A 19,357-nucleotide genomic window follows, 5' to 3' on the forward strand; every position below is an offset into this window, starting at 1 on the left:
CGATGACCCGCATCCTCGCTCCATCCCTCGCCTGTCTCGCGCTATCGGTGTCCGGCACCGCGTTCGCCGCCGACGTGCGGCGCATCGATCAGGGCGTGATCGTCACCCCCGATAGCGGCCCGGCGAAGCGGGTTCGCGTCACCGCTTATGGCGACGACAGCTTCCGCGTCACCGCGGTGCCCGGCACCGACCTCGCCATTCCCGACAGCCTGACGGTCATCGCGAGGCCCCACGGCGACCCGGTGATCGCGCAGGGCAACAGCCTCGTCACGCTGCGCTTGCCCAAGGCGACGGCGGAGATCCGCCTGGCGGACGGTCATGTCCGCTTCCTCGATGCGGCGGGCAAGGTGACGCTCGACGAAGCAGCACGCGGCGCCTTCGCGCCCAGCGTGGAGGAGAAGGGCTATCTCGCCACCCGGCAGCAGTTCAACCGCGGCACGGACGAGGGCTTCTACGGCCTCGGCCAGCACCAGAACCGGCAGATGAACTACAATGGCGAGGACGTCGAACTCGCCCAGCACAACATGGACATCGCGATCCCGTTCGTCGTCTCGACGCGCAACTACGGGCTATTGTGGGACAACAATTCGATCACCCGCTTCGGTGATCCCAAACCCTATGCGCTGGCCGGTGCCGACGACCTGACGGTGACCAGCGGCGGCAAGCCGGGATGGAAGGCCGATTACTACCTCGGCGACAGGCTGGCGGTGAGCCGCCAGGAACCGACGATCGCCTATCAGTTCATCCGCGATCAGGCACGCTGGCCGGCGGAGGCCAAGGCGCAGACCGTCGCCTCGGCCGACAGCGGCCAGAACACCGCGGGCAAGGTCGTCGGCAAGCAGCGCGTCGTCTGGACGGGCACGCTTGCGCCCGCCACCACCGGCTCCCATCGCTTCCGCGTCTACGGGTCGAGCTATTTCAAGGTCTATGCCGACGGCAAGCTCGTCCTCGACCGCTGGCGGCAGAACTGGAACCCGTGGTTCCACAACGTCGACCTCGCCATGACCGCGGGCAAGCCGGTGGAGGTGCGGATCGAATGGGAACCGAACGTCGGCTATATGGCGCTCTTCCACAACGATCCGCTGCCGCAGGCGGATCGCCATTCGCTGTGGCTGTCGTCGGAGGCGGGCAAGGCGCTCGATTATTATTACGTCGCCGGGCGCGACATGGACGATGTGATCGCCGGCTATCGCGGGCTCACCGGCAAGGCGCCGATGATGCCGCAATGGGCCTATGGCTTCTGGCAGAGCCGACAGCGTTACGAAACGCAGGACCAGCTGCTCGGTGTGGTGCGCGAATATCGCAAGCGGCAGATCCCGCTCGACAACATCGTCGAGGATTGGTTCTACTGGCCGCAGGACCAATGGGGCAGCCACCGCTTCGACGCCACGCGCTTCCCCGATCCGCGGGGCATGCTGGACGAGGTCCACAAGCACAATGTCCAGCTGATGATCTCGGTCTGGCCGAAATTCTACCCCAACACCGACAATGCCAAGGAACTCGCCGCCAGGGGCTTCCTCTACAAGGGCAATCTCGAAATGGGGAACAAGGACTGGGTCGGCCCGGGCTACCTCAACACCGATTACGATCCCTACTACCCCGAAGCGCGCAAGATCTACTTCCGGCAGGTGCGCGACAATCTGGTGAAGCTGGGCATCGATGCCTGGTGGATGGACGCGACCGAACCCGACATCCATTCCAACCTGTCGATCGACGAGCGCAAGTTCGTGATGGGTCCCAATGCGCTGGGGCCGGGCGGCGCTTATTTCAACAGCTTCCCGCTGGTCCATGCGCAGGGCTTCGCCGACGGCCTGCGCGATACCAACCCGGACAAGCGGCCCTTCATCCTGACGCGCTCGGGCTTCGCCGGCGTGCAGCGGACCAGTTCGGCGCTCTGGTCGGGGGACGTCGCCGCGCGCTGGGACGATCTGCGCGACCAGATCTCGGCGGGCGTCAACCTCTCCATGTCGGGCGTACCCAACTGGACGCATGATATCGGCGGCTTCGCGGTCGAGGATCGCTACACCAACGCCGACCCCGCCGCGCAGGCCGAATGGCGCGAATTGCAGTTGCGCTGGTTCCAGTTCGGCGCCTTGAGTCCCCTGTTCCGCAGCCATGGCGAAAAGCCCAAGCGCGAGATCTACGAACTGGGCGCCGACGATCCGGCGATGATGGCTTCGATGCTGTGGTACGATCAGCTGCGCTATCGCCTGATGCCGTATATCTACACCGTCGCCGCCGACACCTATCACCGGGACGGCAGCATCATGCGCGGGCTGGTGATGGACTATGCCGCCGATCGCCGCACCTGGGGGATCGACGATCAATATCTCTTCGGCCGCGACCTGCTGGTGGCGCCGGTGACGGCGTTCAAGGCGCGAGAGCGATCGGTGTACCTACCCGCCGGCGCCGATTGGTACGATTCCGCCACCGGGCGCTTCTACACGGGCGGGCAGAGCATCACCGCGGCGGCGCCCTACGAACGGATGCCGCTGTTCGTTCGGGCCGGTGCGATCCTGCCGACGGGACCGGCGGTGCAATATGCGCGCGAGCAGCCCGGTGGGCCGCTGGTGCTGCACGTCTTTACCGGGCGCGACGGCCGCTTTTCGCTGTACGAGGATGACGGCGTGTCGCCGGGTTACGCCAAGGGCCAGTTCGCCCGCGTGCCGCTGACGTGGAACGAGGGCACGAAGACGCTGACCATCGGCGCGCGCGACGGGCGCTATCCGGGCATGCCGACGACCCGCGCGATCTCGGTCCGCTTCCACACGCCGGGCAAGGCGGAGGCGCTGGACTTCGCGGAGAATGCAGCCACCCGCGTCGCGTACACCGGCAAGCAGATGTCGGTAAGGATGCCGTAATTAGGTCCTCCCCCGCTTCAGCGGGGGAGGAAACTACGCGAACACCCCCTTGCGCCGCGCATAGGCCGCGAACAGCGTCGGCCAGGCCGCCGTCGGCACTGCCTTGGGCAGGCGCACGCCGAAGCCGTGGCCGCCTTCGTCGAACAGGTGCATCTCCGCCGGCCGCTTCGCCGCGAGCAGCGCGGCATAGAGCGACAGGCTGTTGGCGACCGGCACCGTGCCGTCGTCGCTGGCGTGGACGAGGAAGATCGGCGGCGTCTCCGCGGTCACCCTTTTGTCGACCGAGGCGGCATCCACGTCGGCCGCACTCGGCGTCGGCCCCAGCAGATTGTCGCGCGATCCCTTGTGGGTGATCGCGGCATCCATGCTGACCACCGGATAGATCAGCCCGGCCAGATCGGGCCGCGCCGATAGCCGGTCGGCGGCATCGACCGGCGCATAGACCCGCTCGGCGAAGCGCGTCGCCAGCGATCCCGCCAGATGCCCGCCCGCGGAAAAGCCCAGCACCGCAACACGCGCAGGATCGACGCCGAAGGCGGTCGCCCGCGCGCGGATCACCCGCACCGCCCGCTGCGCGTCCTGCAGCGGCACCAGCCGGCGTTCGCCCCAGCCCTCGCCGGGCAGGCGATAGAGGAGGATGAAGCAGGTGACGCCCAGCGCATTGAGCCAGCGCGCCTGCTCGATCCCCTCATTGTCGTAGGACAGGAAGCCATAGCCGCCGCCCGGCACCAGCAGCACCGCCGCGCCGTTGGGCTGCGCCGGCCGCTTCACCACCAGCGCAGGCACATCGATGCCGGTCACCCAGCGGTCGTGCCCGCCCGGCGTCTTCGCCCGGTCGTTGACCTTGCGGGCGATCGGCCTGGACGCAGCGCCGGGGATCGCCCCCGGCCACAACGGCACGACCTCGTCGCCCGCCGCCGTCTGCGCGCCTGCGCTGCCGGCGAGCGCCAGCAGCGTCGCACCGCCGATCAGGCTGCGGCGGGTGAGGTCGCTCATTTCACCCCGCAGGTGACCGGACCGGCAGGCGCGCTGCCGACGCGGATGGCGGAGATGTCGACGCCGAGCGCGCCGGTGCTCGCCAGCACGAACGGCTGCGTCACCTTGTCCATCGCGATCCCCTTGTCCGCAAAGCAGCGCAGCGGCACCGCGGCGGTGGTCCAGTCGCCGACCGTCATCGCGCCGGTCATCGGCACGGTCACCGTCTTGGCGGTGTCGGCGATGCCCAGCGTCACCTCGCCCGCCGGCGCGGCGGTGACGCGATAGTCGACGATCAGGCTCAGCTGCCCGTTCGATTCGCGGGTGAGGTCGATCGGCATCGCTTGCTCGATCGCGATGCTGCCCGCCCCCTTGTAGGCGAGGCGCAGGCTGTCCTCCTGCCCCGCCCGGTCGGTGCGGGTCAGCACCACCGCGCCATTGGCGTTGATCCGCGCGCCGCCCGCAACGCGGCCGCGCACGAACAGCGCATTCTGGTCGCCCGCCGCGACCTTGGGCTTGGTCTCGTCGAGCCGGCCGACGGTGCTCCGGTCGGCATAGGTCAGGCCGTACTCGATCGGGAACAGCGGATCGTAGCCGGGATCGCGCTTGTTGAGCACATATTGGTCGACGCGCTTGGGCCAGCTGAACGACAATTTGCCGTGGAAGTCGTTGGCGGGCCGCCCGTCCTTCCGAGCGATCAGCACGTCGGCGACACCGCCGCCCTCCGTGCCGGGCAGGAAGGCCGCGACAAAGGCATCGGCAGCGTTCATCTCCGGGTTCACCCACAAGGGCCGTCCCGACAGGAACACCGCGACGGTCGGCACGCCTGCCGCCTTCAGCTTCCTGAGGAGCGCCAGATCGCTCTTGTCGTCGGGGCTGTATTCCAGCGTCGGCCGATCCCCGGTGAACTCGGCATAGGGCGTTTCCCCGAACACCACGATCGCGACATCGGGCTTGGCGGTATAGCCGCCGTCGACCGCCAGCGTCGCCTTGCCGCCGGCCGCACGCGCCGCCTGGTCGATCCCCGACCAGATCGACTGGCCGTTGGGGAAATTCGTGTTGGTGACGCCCGTCCCCTGCCACGTGATCGACCAGCCACCCGACTGCTGGCCGATATCGTCGGCGCCGCGCCCGGCGACGAGGATGTTGGCACCCGGCTTCACCGGCAGCACGCTGCCATTGTTCTTGAGCAGCACCAGCGATTCCCGCACCGCTTGCCGCGCGATGGCACGGTGCGCCGGTGCGCCGAGCAGGTCGAACTTGCCCGACATCGGCCGCGACGAGGGGCGCCCGGCATCGAACGTGCCGGCGATCACCTTGACGCGCAGGATGCGCCGCACCGCATCGTCGAGCCGGGCGGCGGGGATCGTCCCGTCCTTCGCCTCGCGCAGCGTGTTGGCGTAAAGGTCCTTCCACTTGGGGCCGGAATACATGAACATGTCGAGCCCGGCGTTGATCGCGGGGGCGCAATCCTCGTTGGTGCAGCCCGGCACCTGCCCATGCGCGTTCCAGTCGCCGATGGTGAAGCCCTGGAAGCCCCAGCGGTCCTTCAGCACGCCGGTGAGCAGGCTCTTGTTGCCGGTCATCTTCTCGCCGTTCCAGCTCGAGAAGCTCGGCATCACGGTCAGCGCGCCGACCGGCAGCGCGGTCATATAGCCTGCGGCATGGACGTCGCGCAGTACGGTTTCGGACACGCGCGTGTCGCCCTGGTCGTGACCGCCGGTCCCGCCGTCGCCGAGGAAGTGCTTGACCGAGGAGATGACATGGCCGGGCTTCATGAAGTCCTGCCCCAACGTCCCCTGGATCCCCTCCACCATCTGCCCGGCGTAGCTGGCGACGATCGCGGGATCTTCCGAATAGCTTTCGTAGGTGCGGCCCCAGCGGTCGTCCTGCACCACCGCCACGGTCGGCGCGAAGCTCCAGTCGATACCGGTTGCCGCCGTCTCCAGCGCGGTCACCGCGCCGATCTTCTTGATGAGCGCCGGGTCGCGCATGGCGCCCAGTCCGATGTTGTGCGGGAAGAGCGTGGCACCGACGATGTTGTTGGCGCCGTGCACCGCGTCGGTGCCCCAGATCACCGGCACGACGGGGCGCCCGTCGGATCGCTTGACCGAGGCGTCGTAGAAGGCGTCGAACAGCTTCAGCCATTCGGGGGCAGGCGCGAATTCGTCATTGTTCGGAGCGGAATTGCCGCCGTTGAGGATCGAGCCGAGCTTGTACGTCTCGAGGTCCTGGGGCGTGATGCTCGCGATGTCGACCTGGATCAGCTGGCCGACCTTGTCGTCGATCGACATCTTGGACAGGATCGATTCGACACGGGCTTCCACCTTGGGATCGCGCTTCAACTGCATCGGCAACACCGGCCATTGGTCGGGATGCGCGATGGAGGCGGGCGGCTGGGCAGGCTGCTGCTGCGCCATCGCCGGGCCTGCGCCGATCACCAGTGCGATTGCCGCGCACGCCGTGCCGAACCTCGAAACCATCATCCTCTCCCCTCGCCGTTGCAACCGGTGCGATCTTTGCCGTCGTTACCGGGACATGCCGTGCCATGACGGAACCGCTTCAACAATACATATTTCAATTTGGCTTTTTCGGCGCGCTGTGCTTCCTGTGGGGCAATGACGACGTCCGGCAGGGCGCAGAAGCTTCAGGGGCGGATGACGATGGCGATGCGCGGTAAATGGGCGGTGCCCGCACGGGCAATGGCGGTGGTGGCGGCAGGGCTGATCGCAGGCGGCGCAGGCGCGCAGGTCTGGGGTCCGTTCAATGCCGACCTGCCCGCCGGCGGCGAGGCGATCCGGCAGGCGATCGGCGGCGACGGCGCCATGCCGGTCGCGACGGATCGCTGGACGCTGTCGGCATGGGTGGAACCGCAGACGACGCCGCGCGGGCTGGCGCGGATCGCCGGCTTCGGCACGGACGGCGGGCCACGGCGATTCCTGGCGTTGCAGGACGGGCGCGCGGCGCTGGCCACGGAAGCAGGAACGCTCGTCGGCGGCCCGCGGCTTACCCCACACCGGTGGCATTTCATCGCCGCCAGTGCCGATGGCGGCACGATTCGCCTGTTCGTCGACGGCCGGCAGGTCGCCAGCCGGACACTGGCGGCAGCCGCGGTCGCGCCCGTCGCGACGCTGGCACCACGCAGTGGCGAAGACCCGGTGTTCGCCGGCCGCATCGTCGGCTTCCAGCTCGAAGCGGGCGCCCTGCCTGCCGCCGCGCTGCGCCGCCGTGCGGCGACGCGGCCGGACCCGGCGCTGATCGCCTTCACGCAAGGAAGCCCGCACTGGCCGGTGCAGGTGCGCCAGATGTACGGCCAGGTCGCACCGCAGGATGCCTGGACGCTGCCGCGCTCGAAGGCGCCGATCCCCGCCCCCGTCGCCAAGCCGCTCCCGCCCGTGCGCGGCCCGGTGCGGCAGGCGGACGGTAGCTGGGCCATCCATGGCTGGCGGCTCGCCGAGGCGCCGAAGGTTGCCGCCGCCGGCGCGGCGATCAGCCGCACCGGCTTCGATGCCAGCCGCTGGTATGCCGCGACCGTGCCCGGCACGGTGCTGACGACGCTGGTCGATCGCGGCGTTTATCCGGACCCCGCCTACGGCCTCAACAACACCGTCATTCCCGAAAGCCTCGCCCGCCAGGATTATTGGTACCGCACCGAATTCGACGTGCCGGCTGAGGCGGCCGGCAAACGGCAGGTGCTGATCTTCGACGGCGTCAATTACGCGGCAGAGGTGTGGGTCAACGGCACGCGCGTCGGCGACATGAAGGGCGCCTTCATCCGGGGTCGCTTCCCGGTGACGCTCGCCGCGGGCCGCAACGCGATCGCGGTCAAGGTCTCGTCGCCGCCGCACCCCGGCCTCGCGCACGAGGAGTCGCTCACCGCCGGTGTCGGAGAGAATGGCGGCATGCAGATGCTCGACGGGCCGACGTTCGTCGCGACCGAAGGCTGGGACTGGATCCCGTCGATTCGCGACCGCAACACCGGCTTGTGGCAGGGCGTGCGCCTGTCGGCGACGGGCGCAGCCGAACTGGGCGATGCGCAAGTCGTCACCAGCCTGCCGAGAGCCGACAACACGATCGCGAATGTCGAGATCACGGTGCCGGTCGCCAACACCTCGCCGCAGGCCGTCACCGCAACCGTGCGCGCGGCGTTCGACGACGTGGCGGTCGAAAAACAGGTTTCCCTCGCCCCCGGACAGACCGCGGACGTCCGGATGACGCCCGCCGACTTCCCGGGATTGGCGGTCAAGAACCCGAAGCTGTGGTGGCCCAATGGCTATGGCGACCCGGCGCTGCACGACCTGACGCTGACCGCGACCGTGGACGGTCAGGCGAGCGACACCCGGCGGCTGCGCTTCGGCATGCGGCAGGTGACCTACGACATCTCGCTGATGGACCAGGCGGGCGACCTCGAACGCGTCGGCATCGACCTCACCAAGGCGCGCAGCCTGGGGCAGCGGATCGTCGACGGCAGCCACGATGGCATCCGCAAGGTGCCCAACGGCTGGGCGGCGAGCCTGCTGCCGGGCGCCGGGACGAGCCCGGCGGTGACACCCGTGAAGGACGCACCCGGCCTCTCCCCTTATATCGTCATCCGCGTCAACGGCGTGAAGATCGCCGCGCGCGGCGGCAACATCGGCATGGACGATTTCATGAAGCGCGTCGACCGCGCGCATCTCGAACCGATGTTCCGCCTGCACAAGGATGCGCATCTCAACATCGTCCGCAACTGGGTGGGGCAGGATACCAGCGAGAACTTCTTCGACCTTGCCGACGAATACGGCCTGATGGTGCTGAGCGATTTCTGGGAATCGACACAGGACTATAATATCGAGGCGCAGGACGTCGGCCTGTTCATGGCCAATGCCGCCGACGTGGTGAAGCGCTATCGCAACCACCCCTCGATCGTCCTGTGGTTCGGCCGTAACGAGGGCGTGCCGCAGCCGCTGCTCAACGAACGGCTGGAGGATCTGATCGCGCGCGAGGATGGCACGCGGCTCTACATGGGCTCGTCCAACCGGGTTAACCTGCAGAATTCCGGCCCCTACAACTGGCGACCGCCGGTGGAATATTTCACCGAACATGCCCGCGGCTTTTCGGTCGAAAGCGGCACGCCGTCGCTGCCGACGCTGGAGGCATGGCAGCGTGCGATCCCCCAGGCGGATCGATGGCCGATCAGCGATACCTGGGCCTATCACGACTGGCATCGGACCGGGAACGGCGGGGTGGGCACGTACATGCAGGCGCTCGAAGCACGCTTCGGTGCCGGCACCAGCCTGCCCGATTTCGAGCGCAAGGCGCAGATGATGCAGTACGAAAGCTACCGCGCCATCTTCGAAGGGATGAACGCCGGGCTGTGGACGGTCAATTCGGGCCGCATGCTGTGGATGACGCAGCCCGCCTGGCCATCGTCGGCGTGGCAGATCTTCTCGTCCGACTATGACACGCATGCAAGCTTCTATGGCGTCAAGAAGGCGTCGGAGCCGGTGCATGTCCAGATGAACCTGCCTGATGGCAAGGTCGTGCTGGTCAACAACCGGCTCCGCCCGATCCCCGGTGCGACGGTCACGGCCAAGGTGGTCGATCTCGCCGGCAGGACGCTTGCCGAACGCCGCGCGACGATCACAGGCAAAGCCGAGGCGGCGAACGACGCCTTTGTGCTCGATCTGCCCGCATTGACAGCGAACGGCATGGTGCTGGTCAGCTTGAAGGCGACCGATGCCAGCGGCGCGGAGCTGTCGAACAATGTCTATTGGCAGGGCAAGGACGATGCCGCCTATCGCGGCCTCACCCGCCTCGCGCCCGTGACGCTGACCACCAGCGCCACCGCGACGCCTGTCGGGGACGAGACGGAGGTGCGCGTGATGCTTACCAATCCCGGCGCGACGCCGGCGATCGAAACCAAGCTGACGGTGATGAATGCCGACGGCAGCCAGGTGCTGCCCGCCTATTTCAGCGACAATTACGTGTCGCTGCTGCCCGGCGAGACGCGCACGGTGACCGTCCGCTATCCCGTCGCCAAGGCGAACGGGGCGCGTATCGCCCTGCGCGGCTGGAACGTCGCCGCGGCGGTGGAGCCGGTGCGTTGAAGGCGCTGCTGCTCGCCGCCGCGATGCTCTGCGCAGCACCTGCCGCCGCGCAAAGCGTCTCCTCACCGGACGGCCGGCTGGCGGTGACGCTCGGCACCAGCGCCGACGATCAGCCCACCTATACGCTGGCCGTCGCCGGCCGGACGGTGATCGCTCCCTCCCCGCTCGGCCTCGAATCCGAGCGCTACGCCAAGCTGGCGAACGGCCTGCGTGCCACCTCCACCGACACGAGCCGCGGCGAGGATCGCTACACGCTGATCGCCGGCAAGACTGCGCAGGTCGCCGAACGCTACAACCAGATCGTCGTCCATATGGCGGAACGGGACGGCAAGCACCGCCGCCTCGACCTCGTCGTCCGCGCCTACGACACCGGCATCGCGCTCCGCTACGCGGTGCCGCAGCAGCCCGACCTCACGGCGCTGCGCCTCGTCAACGAACTCACCCAATTCGCCTTCCCGGCCGATTATGCCTGCACCGGCCTCAATCTGGGCAGCTTCGGCACCAGCCATGAAGGCGAATACGACCCAATCCGCGCCTCCGCGATCCGCCCGCACAACCTCTACGAACTCCCACTCGTTTGCGAGACGGGTGCCGGCGGCCCGACGATCGCCATTGCCGAGGCGGCGGTCGACAACTGGCCGGCGATGTACCTGACCGGAACCGAGACGGGCGCGCTCGGCGTCGCCGCCAAGCTGACCCGCAAGCCCGACGATCCCACGGTCGCGCTGACCCGCGACGTCGGCACCGGCATCGTCTCGCCGTGGCGCGTGGTGATGGTGGCGCCGCAGGCGGGCAAGCTGATCGAGAACACGTTGCTCACCAGCCTCAATCCCGCGCCCGTCGGCGATTTCAGCTGGGTGAAGCCGGGCAAGACCGCATGGGACTGGTGGTCCGGCCCGCTGCTCGCCGGCGTGCCCAAGGCCGGCTCCAACGCCGCGACCGAGCGCGCCTTCATCGACTTCGCCGCCTCGCTCAAGCTGCCCTATATGATGGTCGACGAGGGCTGGTACGTGAACAGCGGCGGCGGCGGTACGCTCTATCCCGGCGCCGACCCGACGCAGCCGGTGGCGGGCATCGACCTGCCCGGCCTCGTCGCCTACGGCCGCACCCGCGGGGTCGGGCTGATCCTGTGGATCCACTGGCAGTTGCTCGACCGCGACATGGAAAAGATCCTGTCTTTCGTCGCGCAGGTCGGCGCAAAGGGGATCAAAGTCGACTTCATGAACCGTGACGATCAGGACATGATCGCCTTCTACCATCGCTTGGCGGAAGCGACCGCGCGTCACCATCTGCTGCTCGATCTGCACGGCGCCACGCATCCCTGGGGCATGACACGGACCTGGCCGCACTTCATCACGCAGGAAGGCGTGCTCGGCGCCGAATACAACAAGTGGACGAAACGGATCACGCCGCGGCACAACATCACGCTCGCCTATACGCGCATGCTGGCAGGCCCCATGGACTATACGCCGGGCGGCTATCGCAACGCGATGCCCGCGACCTTCGCCATCGCCGCCACCGGTCCCGAGACGCAGACGACGCGCGCGGCGGAACTCGCCAAATACGTCGTCTACGAAAGCCCGCTGCAATCGGTCGCCGACACGCCCGATGCCTATCGCGGCCAGCCCGGCCTCGACTTCCTCGCCGAAGTCCCGGCAAGCTGGGACGAAACGCGGTTCGTCACCGGCACCTTGGGGGAATCGATCGCCATCGCCCGACGCAAGGGCAAGCGCTGGTACATCGGCGCGATGACCGACGCCGCGCGGACGGTGGCGGTGCCGCTCTCCTTCCTCGGCACCGGGCATTATACCGCGCGCCTGTGGCAGGACGGCACGGCACCGACCGACCTCGTCACCGCCAGCCGTACCGTCGCAGCCACCGACACGCTGACGCTCGACCTCCACGCCGCCGGCGGTGCCGCCGCCATCCTCGCCCCCGCCCGCTGATCGCTTGAAAGGTGCCTCCCATGAAGCTCGCCGCTGCCCTGATCCTCGCAACGCTCACCGGCCCCGCGTTTGCGCAGACGCAGCCTACGCCTGAGCAGAAGGCGCAATGGGAACGCGAGGCGGAGGAGCGGCTGCACAAGGACTTCGCCTGGCTCGGCCGCTACCAGGAGGCGAATGCCAAGATCACCGGTCCGGTGAAGGTCGTCTTCCTGGGCGATTCGATCACGCAGGGGTGGTTCGACATGGTGCCCGGCTTCTTCACGCCCGGCCGCTACGGCCGCGGCATCGGCGGGCAGACGACGCCGCAGATGCTGCTGCGTTTCCGCCAGGATGTGATCGACCTCCACCCGCAGGTGGTGCAGATCATGGCGGGGACCAACGACATCGCCGGCAATACCGGCCCGATGACGCCGCAGCAGACCAAGGACAACATCATGTCGATGGCCGAACTGGCGCGCGCGCACGGTATCCGCGTCATCCTCGCCTCGATCCCGCCCGCGGATCATTTCCCGTGGCGGCCGGGCCTCGACACCGCGACGAAGATCGCAGCGCTCAACGGCTGGATGAAGGAATATGCGGCGCGCACCGGCGCGACCTATGCGGACTATTGGGGGGCGCTCCACGACGGTCAGGCGCTGAAGGCGGCATGGACCTATGACGGCGTGCATCCCAACAAGGCAGGCTATGCGGTGATGGCGCCCGTCGCCGAGGCGGCGATTCGCAGCGCGATGGCCAAGCCCGCGCCGAAGGCGACCGCGCAATGACGATCGCGCTGGCGCTGGCACTTGCGGCGGCGGCGACCGGCGGGCCGATCGTCCGCACGGACGACGGGCCGGTACAGGGTGAGGCGGCGGCGGGCGGCGGCGCGGTATTCCGCGGCATTCCCTTCGCCGCGCCGCCGATCGGCCCGCTGCGCTGGCGCGCGCCCGCGCGGCCGAAACCCTGGACGCAGCCACGCGCGACGGTGGCCGAGCATGCCGCCTGTCCACAGATCGTCTACGGCGACTGGAACCGCGCCGCGGCGAACGCCAGCAGCGAAGATTGCCTGTTCGTCGACGTGCGCACGCCCGACCTGACGGGCAAGCTGCCGGTGCTGGTCTGGATCCATGGTGGCAGCAATCGCGCCGGCGGTGGCGGCGGCACGGTGGAGTCGCGGATCACCGACAAGGGGATCGTGCTGGTCAGCGTCCAATATCGCCTGGGCACGCTCGGTTTTCTGTCGCACCCGGCGCTGAGCCGCGAACAGGGCGGGCATAGCGGCAATTACGGGCTGATGGACCAGCAGGCGGCGCTACGCTGGGTGCAGCGTAACATCGCGCGCTTCGGTGGCGATCCTGCGCGGGTGACGATCGCCGGCGAATCGGCGGGCGCCATGGACGTCGGCCTCCACATGCTCAGCCCGGGCTCGCGCGGCTTGTTCGGCCAAGCGATCGCCGAAAGCGGCACGGCCGGCTTCGGCACACAGCCACGCAGCCTTGCCGCCAACGAAGCGCTCGGCACGTTGATCGCGAAGCGCGCCGGGCTGCCCGCCAAGGCCTCGGCCGCGCAGCTGCGCGGCCTGTCGATGGCGGCGGTGCTCAAGGCCGACGATGCGGTGGACGTGCCGGGGCTCGACGACGACAGCTTCGTCTGGTTGCAGGCGGTGGTCGACGGACGCGTGCTGCCCGATGCCCCTGCCCGCCTGCTGGCGAGCGGCCGGATCAACCCCGCCCCGCTGGTGATCGGCGTCAATGCCAAGGAACTGGGGCTGCACGGCGGCCTGCCCGCCGCAGCGGCGACCGTGCGACGGGAATTCGGCGCCAACTCCGGCCGCGCGCTTACCCTGTACGGCCTGCAACCCGGCGGCACACCGGTTTCCGATCCGCGCCTCGGCGACGTGACGCAGCAGCTGGCGACCGACCTCACTTTCCGCTGCCCGACCATCGCCGTCTCGAACGCGCTCGCAGCGCACGGCGGCCGGGTATGGCAGTATCAATTCGATTATGCGCCGCCAGGCGGCACCGTCAGCCATGCGAGCGAACTCGGCTACCTCTTCAATACGCCCCAGCCGGGCCAGCCGCCGCTGCAGGCCTATTGGGTGAATTTCGTGCGCACCGGCGAGCCGAACGGCGACGGCCTCCTCCATTGGCCGGCCTATGACCGCACGCGACGCGGCTATATGGCGTTCGATCAGGACGGTCCCGTCGCGAAGACCGGCCTGCGCCAGCCGATCTGCGCGCTACGCGACGTGCCTTGATCTATTCTCCCCCGCGACGGGAGGGATACAGGATCACCCACTGGCCCACAGCCGGGCGGCGCCACGCACGCCGGAACTGTCGCCCCATTTCGCCGCAACGATCCGGCCTTCCCAGTCGCCACCGAAGCTGTAGCGGTCGATGACGGCCGGCAGGCGATCGTAGATTTCGGCGACGTTGCTCATGCCGCCGCCCATCACGAACACGTCGGGATCGACGATGTTGGCGATCATCGCCATCGCCCGCCCCAGCCGGTCGACATAGGCATCGAGCGCCGCGACCGCGGCTTCGTCGCCGCGCCGAGCGGCCTGGATGATGGCGGGGCCATCGAGCGTGTGGCCAGTGCGCGTCGCCATATCCTTTTGCAGGCCGGTGCCGGACACGAGCATGTCGAGGCAGCCATGCTGGCCGCACCAGCATTTCGGCCCGGGATATTCCGCCGCGGTCATCCACGGCAGCGGTACGTGCCCCCATTCGCCGCCCATGCCGTTGGCACCCTCGACGATCCGTCCCTCGACCACCAGACCGCCGCCGACGCCGGTACCGACGATCACCGCGAACGCCGACCGGGCACCCGCCGCCGCGCCATCCACCGCTTCGGACAGGGCAAGGCAATTGGCATCGTTCGCCATCCGCACCTCGCGGCCCAGCGCCACCTCCAGATCCTCGCGGAACGTCCGCCCGTTGAGGAAGGTCGCGTTGGCGTTGCGCATCCGCCCGTCGCGCGGATTGATCGACCCGGGCGTGCCGATCCCGACCGTACCGGCGCTGCCCGCCTCCGCCTCCGCACGCACGATCAGCTCGCGCACGTCACGGATCGCGCGGTCGTAATCGCCGGGGTTGGGCGCCCGCACCCGCGCCAGGAACTGGCCCCCCGCATCGAGTGCCGCCGCCTCGATCTTAGTGCCGCCGAAATCGATGCCGATCTGAATCACGTGGGTCCCTCTCTCGTCCGGGACGGCAGGGGCGCGTCGTCGCGCTTCCCGCCATCCTCTGCTTCGTTCCCGACACCCTAGGCAGCACCGCTGCTATGGTCTACATTGGTATCGTACCGCCTTAATAATAAACACAAATTGAAATAATTCTGATGTCCTGCGGGCTCGATTATCGTACCTGCTCGGATGACGAAAGCACCGGGCCCGGCTAGGGTGACGGCGCAGCAAAGGATGGGGGATGCAGATCAGCTTCGGCGCCAAGACCGGCCGGCGTGCCGATCCGTCAGCGACGGACGGGCGCGATGCACGGCTGTCGCGCAGCCTGTCGGGCACCAATCTGGAACGGGCGGGCGATTACAACCTGCGCACCGTGCTTCAGGCGGTGCGGCTGGGTGGTGACACGACGCGCGTCGCCATCGCGCAGCAGACCGGGCTGACGGCGCCGACGATCGCCAATATCACCGGCCGACTGATCGAGATGGGACTTGTCCGCAATGCGGGGCGCATGCAGGGCGGCCGCGGACAGCCGGCGCTGCGGCTTCAGATCAACCCGGACGGCGCCTTCGGCATCGGCCTCAACATCGATCGCGATCACCTGACGCTGGTGACGCTGGATCTGGCCGGGCAGGTGCGCAGCCGTGCGACGCGCGAGATCGCCTTCGCCATGCCCGACGATGTCGTCGCCTTCGTCACCGAAGTGATCGACCAGGTAATCGCGGAGGGCGGCGTGGACCGCGACCGGGTGCTCGGCGTCGGCGTCGCCATCCCCGACGATCTCGGCCGCATCGCGCTGCCGCATCGTCCCGAAGGCTATGACCGGTGGAACGAGGTGAACCTGTCCGCCATGCTGTCGGTGCTGCCCTGGCCGGTGCATTGCGACAATGACGCCGCCGCCGCGGCGCTGGGCGAGGCGGAATATGGCACCGCCTTCGACAATCCGAGCTTCTTCTACCTGCTCATCAGCGCCGGGCTCGGTGGTGGGCCGGTAATCGACCGCTCCTATCATCGCGGCGCCAATGCGCGGAGCGGCGAGATCGGGTTGATGCCCGATACCACGGGCCGGCCCGGCGCGACGGTGCAGGATACCGTGTCGCTCTCCGCCCTGTTCGCACGTCTGGAAACAGCCGGCTTCGCCCGCCCCGGCGTCGCCGGCCTCGCCAACGAGGATCCCGGCTTTACCGCGGTGATCGACGGCTGGATCGCCGATGCGGTGCGTGCATTGACCGCGCCGCTGGTCGCAATCAACTGCCTGCTCGATCCCGATGCGATCCTGATCGGGGGACGGCTGCCGGTGCCGCTGATCGAGCGGCTCGCCGCCGGCCTCACCCTCGCACTCGATGCCGTGCCGCAGCCCTCGCGCGCCGCGATCATGCCGGCGGTGATGGCGCAGGATGCACCCGCGATCGGCGCGGCTATCCTGCCGTTTCTGGATCACATCCTCCCCTCCGACTCGATCCTGATCCAGAGCGGCCGCCAATGACAAGCAAGCCGCTTCTGCTCGCCGCTCTAGCATTGGTGGCGGCGAACGAGCCGTCCCCCAGCACGATCCGGGTCGACCAAGCGGGCTATGAGACGTTCGGTCCCAAGATCGCGATCGTCGCGACGCCCGATGCCGCGCCGCGACCATGGACGCTGCGCGATGCGGACGGCACGGTGGTGGCGGAGGGCCGGACCATCCCGTTCGGCCCCGAGGCATCGTCCGGCGAGATCGTGCAGCGGATCGACTTCGGCACAGTGACGCGCCCCGGCACCGGCTATCGGCTGGGGATCGCCGGTGAGCGCAGCCAGCCCTTCCCAATCGCCGATCGTCCGTTTGCGGACGCCGCAACGGCGGCGATGAGCTTCTTCTATCAACAGCGCAGCGGCGTGCCGATCGACGCCCGCTACGTCCAGCGACCCGATCTCGCCCGCCCTGCCGGCCAGCCGAAGGAGGTCGTCACCTGCTTCTCCGGCAAGGATCAGCGCGGCGTCCGCTGGCCGGGCTGCGACTATCGGCTGGATACCGCCGGTGGCTGGTACGACGCGGGCGATCACGGCAAATATGTCGTCAACGGCGGCCTGTCGGCGTGGACGCTGCTCGACCTCCACCGACGGCTGGCGCAATGGGGCGATCCGCAGGCCTTCGCCGACGGCCGGCTGGCGCTGCCGGAGCGTGGCAACGGCCAGGACGACCTGCTCGACGAAGCGCGCGTGGAGGTCGCCTTCCTGCTCGCCATGCAGATACCGGACGGCAAGCGGCTGACCGTCGCCTTCAAGACCGACAGTGGCGCGCCGGCGAGCGATTTCCGGACGATCGACGCCGGCGGCCTCGTCCACACCAAGGTCGCCGACGAGCAGTGGACCGGCCTGCCGATGTCGCCCGCCGACGACCCGATGCGGCGCTTCCTCTATCCGCCCTCGACGGCTGCGACCTACAACATGGTCGCCGTCGCGGCGCAGGCGGCGCGGATATGGCGGAACAGCGACCCCGCCTTCGCCGCACGCGCACTCGCCGCCGCCCGCCGTGGCTGGGCAGCGGCGCAGCGCGTTCCCGATCTCTATGCCAGTTCCGATTTCACCGGCAGCGGCGGCTATGGCGACCGCACCATCGCCGACGAACGCTTCTGGGCCGCGGCGGAGCTGTTCACGACGACTGGCGAGGCCCCGTATCGCGAGGCGATCGCCGGCTCCCCGTTCCTGCACGACGACAGTCCCGATTTCGGCTGGGGCGGCACCGCGCTGCCCGGCCTGCTGACGCTCGCGACAATGCCCAACCGGCTGCCCGCGCCAACCGTCGCCGCGATCCGCAAGCAGGTCGTATCGCTCGCCGACCGCATCCTCGCCGAGCGGGCGACGAGCGGCTATCGCCTGCCGAAGGCTGGAGCGACGTTCGAATGGGGTTCGAATTCGACGATGCTCAACCGGGCCATCGTGCTCGGTGTCGCCTGGCAGATCACCCGCAAGCCGGTGTATCGCGAAGCCGTCGTCGATGTTGCGGATTACGTCTTCGGCCGCAACGCGCTGGACCGTTCCTTCGTCACCGGGATCGGCGGCCGCACCATGCACCAGCCGCACCACCGTTTCTGGGCACAGGCCGCCGATCCGCGCTATCCCGCGACACCGCCCGGCGTGATCTCCGGCGGCCCGAACAGCAGCGCGCGCGCCGACGACGCCGTGCTGAAAGGCAAGTGCGTCGGCCAGACCTGCTGGCGCGACGATTGGCGCGCCTTCACGATGAACGAGGTCGCGATCAACTGGAACGCACCGCTCGTCTGGGTCACCGCCTTCCTCGACGCGACCCGCGTCAGGGGCGCCCCAACGCCCGCATAAGGTAGCTGCGGATACGCTCGGTGCGCTCGCGCGAGGGTGTATCCAGCACGCCCCGCGCCGGCTGCGGCAGGTGGTCGCCGGCGGCTGCGGCACCATCGCCGAAGACATAATGGTCGAACCAGCCGCGCACCGCCTCGCGCTCGCCCGGGGGCAGATCACGCACCGCGAGCAGCGCGTGGATCATCGCCGCAAAGGGAGAGGCCGCCGCCTGCTGCCCCCACCAATAATTAACCAGCAGGTTGAGCGGCCCGCGCGCCGTCACGTCGTGCCACCATAAGGAGGGCACGAAGATCGCATCGCCCGGCTCCAGATCGGCGACCTGCATCGTCGCCATCGCCGCGGCGAACCGGGGGTAGCGGACGAGGTCGGGCGCTTCGAGGTCGACCATGCTCGTCGGTTGTCCCGCGATCGTCCGGTCGAGCGGCCCGACGTACAGGTTCGGCCCCTGGTCGGGCGGGAAGAGCACGAAGCGTCGCTGCCCTGCGACCACTGCTGCGATGTTGCTCGACACGTCGTAATGGGTCGCGACGCGGCTGGCGTTGCCGATCCACAGCCGCGGGGTGGCATCGGGAGTCGCGAGCGGCAACGGATTTGCCTCCACCCATCCCGGAAAGCTGTCGGGCGCGCTGGCCGCGCCTGCATAGAGCGCCGCGGGTGCCGGATCGGCAACCTGGGCGACCAACTGGTCGAGCAGGATCGGCAACAATACCTGCGCCCGGGTGAAATTGAAGCCGGTGAGGTCGGGCGAATAGAAGAAGCGCCCGCCGACCTCGGGCGCGGCGACCATCACGTCTGCGGGACGCCCCCCGTCAAACCGGCGGATGTACGCCGCCATCGCGGCGGGGCCACCCTGCCCGGCTGCCACAGCCGGCCAATGGCGGACCAGACCGCGCAATACCACAGGACGGTAGGCGGGCACGACCTCCGCGGCGAACCGCTCGGGCGTGATATCGCGGATTTCGGGGACGCGCGCCGCGGACTCGATCGCCTTGCTCATGGACTTACCCTTCC

Annotated in this window: 11 protein-coding genes; 7 read left to right on the forward strand and 4 right to left on the reverse strand. The window is 68.7% G+C overall.

The genetic code is table 11. The annotated features are described in order from the left end of the window. Positions 1-2: 2 nt before the first annotated feature. Entirely contained in the window at positions 3-2,861 is a 2,859-nt protein-coding gene (locus AC4GY7_RS16120) for a TIM-barrel domain-containing protein (protein ID WP_491115945.1), read from the forward strand. Positions 2,862-2,894: 33 nt separating this feature from the next. Here AC4GY7_RS16120 and AC4GY7_RS16125 read toward each other — a convergent pair whose 3' ends face one another. Both AC4GY7_RS16125 and AC4GY7_RS16130 read right to left on the reverse strand, forming a co-directional pair. Then, positions 2,895-3,857: an alpha/beta hydrolase gene (locus tag AC4GY7_RS16125; RefSeq protein WP_491115947.1), complete on the reverse strand. Its 963-nt coding sequence runs from the start codon at positions 3,855-3,857 to the stop codon at positions 2,895-2,897. Further along, on the reverse strand, positions 3,854-6,322 hold the full coding sequence (locus tag AC4GY7_RS16130; RefSeq protein ID WP_491115949.1) for a glycoside hydrolase family 3 protein: 2,469 nt from the start codon (positions 6,320-6,322) through the stop codon (positions 3,854-3,856). Before AC4GY7_RS16130 ends, AC4GY7_RS16125 begins: the two co-directional genes overlap by 4 nt. 177 nt (positions 6,323-6,499) lie before the next feature. Here AC4GY7_RS16130 and AC4GY7_RS16135 point away from each other — a divergent pair, with 177 nt between their 5' ends. Genes AC4GY7_RS16135 through AC4GY7_RS16150 form a run of 4 tightly spaced genes read left to right on the forward strand, consistent with a single transcriptional unit; the run spans position 6,500 to position 14,104 of the window. After that, on the forward strand, positions 6,500-9,922 hold the full coding sequence (locus tag AC4GY7_RS16135; protein WP_491115951.1) for a glycosyl hydrolase 2 galactose-binding domain-containing protein: 3,423 nt from the start codon (positions 6,500-6,502) through the stop codon (positions 9,920-9,922). After that, positions 9,919-11,868: a glycoside hydrolase family 97 protein gene (locus AC4GY7_RS16140; RefSeq protein WP_491115953.1), complete on the forward strand. Its 1,950-nt coding sequence runs from the start codon at positions 9,919-9,921 to the stop codon at positions 11,866-11,868. Before AC4GY7_RS16135 ends, AC4GY7_RS16140 begins: the two co-directional genes overlap by 4 nt. Before the next feature lie 20 nt (positions 11,869-11,888). Then, positions 11,889-12,632: an SGNH/GDSL hydrolase family protein gene (locus AC4GY7_RS16145; RefSeq protein ID WP_491115955.1), complete on the forward strand. Its 744-nt coding sequence runs from the start codon at positions 11,889-11,891 to the stop codon at positions 12,630-12,632. Then, entirely contained in the window at positions 12,629-14,104 is a 1,476-nt protein-coding gene (locus AC4GY7_RS16150) for a carboxylesterase/lipase family protein (RefSeq protein WP_491115957.1), read from the forward strand. The genes AC4GY7_RS16145 and AC4GY7_RS16150 overlap by 4 nt, the downstream gene beginning before the upstream one ends. Positions 14,105-14,137: 33 nt before the next feature. Here AC4GY7_RS16150 and AC4GY7_RS16155 read toward each other — a convergent pair whose 3' ends face one another. Further along, positions 14,138-15,037, reverse strand: coding sequence for an ROK family protein (locus AC4GY7_RS16155; protein ID WP_443584098.1), 900 nt, complete (start codon positions 15,035-15,037; stop codon positions 14,138-14,140). A 238-nt stretch (positions 15,038-15,275) separates the two neighbouring features. On the opposite strand from AC4GY7_RS16155, the gene AC4GY7_RS16160 reads away from it, so the two are divergent. Both AC4GY7_RS16160 and AC4GY7_RS16165 read left to right on the forward strand, forming a co-directional pair. Continuing rightward, on the forward strand, positions 15,276-16,517 hold the full coding sequence (locus AC4GY7_RS16160; RefSeq protein ID WP_491115959.1) for an ROK family transcriptional regulator: 1,242 nt from the start codon (positions 15,276-15,278) through the stop codon (positions 16,515-16,517). Further along, a complete protein-coding gene (locus AC4GY7_RS16165) occupies positions 16,514-18,346 on the forward strand; it encodes a glycoside hydrolase family 9 protein (protein ID WP_491115961.1) in 1,833 nt (610 codons plus the stop codon). Before AC4GY7_RS16160 ends, AC4GY7_RS16165 begins: the two co-directional genes overlap by 4 nt. Here AC4GY7_RS16165 and AC4GY7_RS16170 read toward each other — a convergent pair. Then, entirely contained in the window at positions 18,321-19,343 is a 1,023-nt protein-coding gene (locus AC4GY7_RS16170) for a cupin-like domain-containing protein (RefSeq protein WP_491115963.1), read from the reverse strand. The two genes, AC4GY7_RS16165 and AC4GY7_RS16170, sit on opposite strands and share 26 nt — an antisense overlap. Positions 19,344-19,357: the final 14 nt, after the last annotated feature.

Source organism: Sphingomonas sp. SP5 (assembly GCF_058313455.1).

Coding starts and splice junctions, on each gene's coding strand:
- AC4GY7_RS16135 (WP_491115951.1), top strand. CDS start 6,500: ATGGCGATGCGCGGTAAATGGGCGGTGCCCGCACGGGCAATGGCGGTG.
- AC4GY7_RS16160 (WP_491115959.1), top strand. CDS start 15,276: ATGCAGATCAGCTTCGGCGCCAAGACCGGCCGGCGTGCCGATCCGTCA.
- AC4GY7_RS16170 (WP_491115963.1), bottom strand. CDS start 19,343: ATGAGCAAGGCGATCGAGTCCGCGGCGCGCGTCCCCGAAATCCGCGAT.
- AC4GY7_RS16165 (WP_491115961.1), top strand. CDS start 16,514: ATGACAAGCAAGCCGCTTCTGCTCGCCGCTCTAGCATTGGTGGCGGCG.
- AC4GY7_RS16130 (WP_491115949.1), bottom strand. CDS start 6,322: ATGATGGTTTCGAGGTTCGGCACGGCGTGCGCGGCAATCGCACTGGTG.
- AC4GY7_RS16150 (WP_491115957.1), top strand. CDS start 12,629: ATGACGATCGCGCTGGCGCTGGCACTTGCGGCGGCGGCGACCGGCGGG.
- AC4GY7_RS16120 (WP_491115945.1), top strand. CDS start 3: ATGACCCGCATCCTCGCTCCATCCCTCGCCTGTCTCGCGCTATCGGTG.
- AC4GY7_RS16125 (WP_491115947.1), bottom strand. CDS start 3,857: ATGAGCGACCTCACCCGCCGCAGCCTGATCGGCGGTGCGACGCTGCTG.
- AC4GY7_RS16145 (WP_491115955.1), top strand. CDS start 11,889: ATGAAGCTCGCCGCTGCCCTGATCCTCGCAACGCTCACCGGCCCCGCG.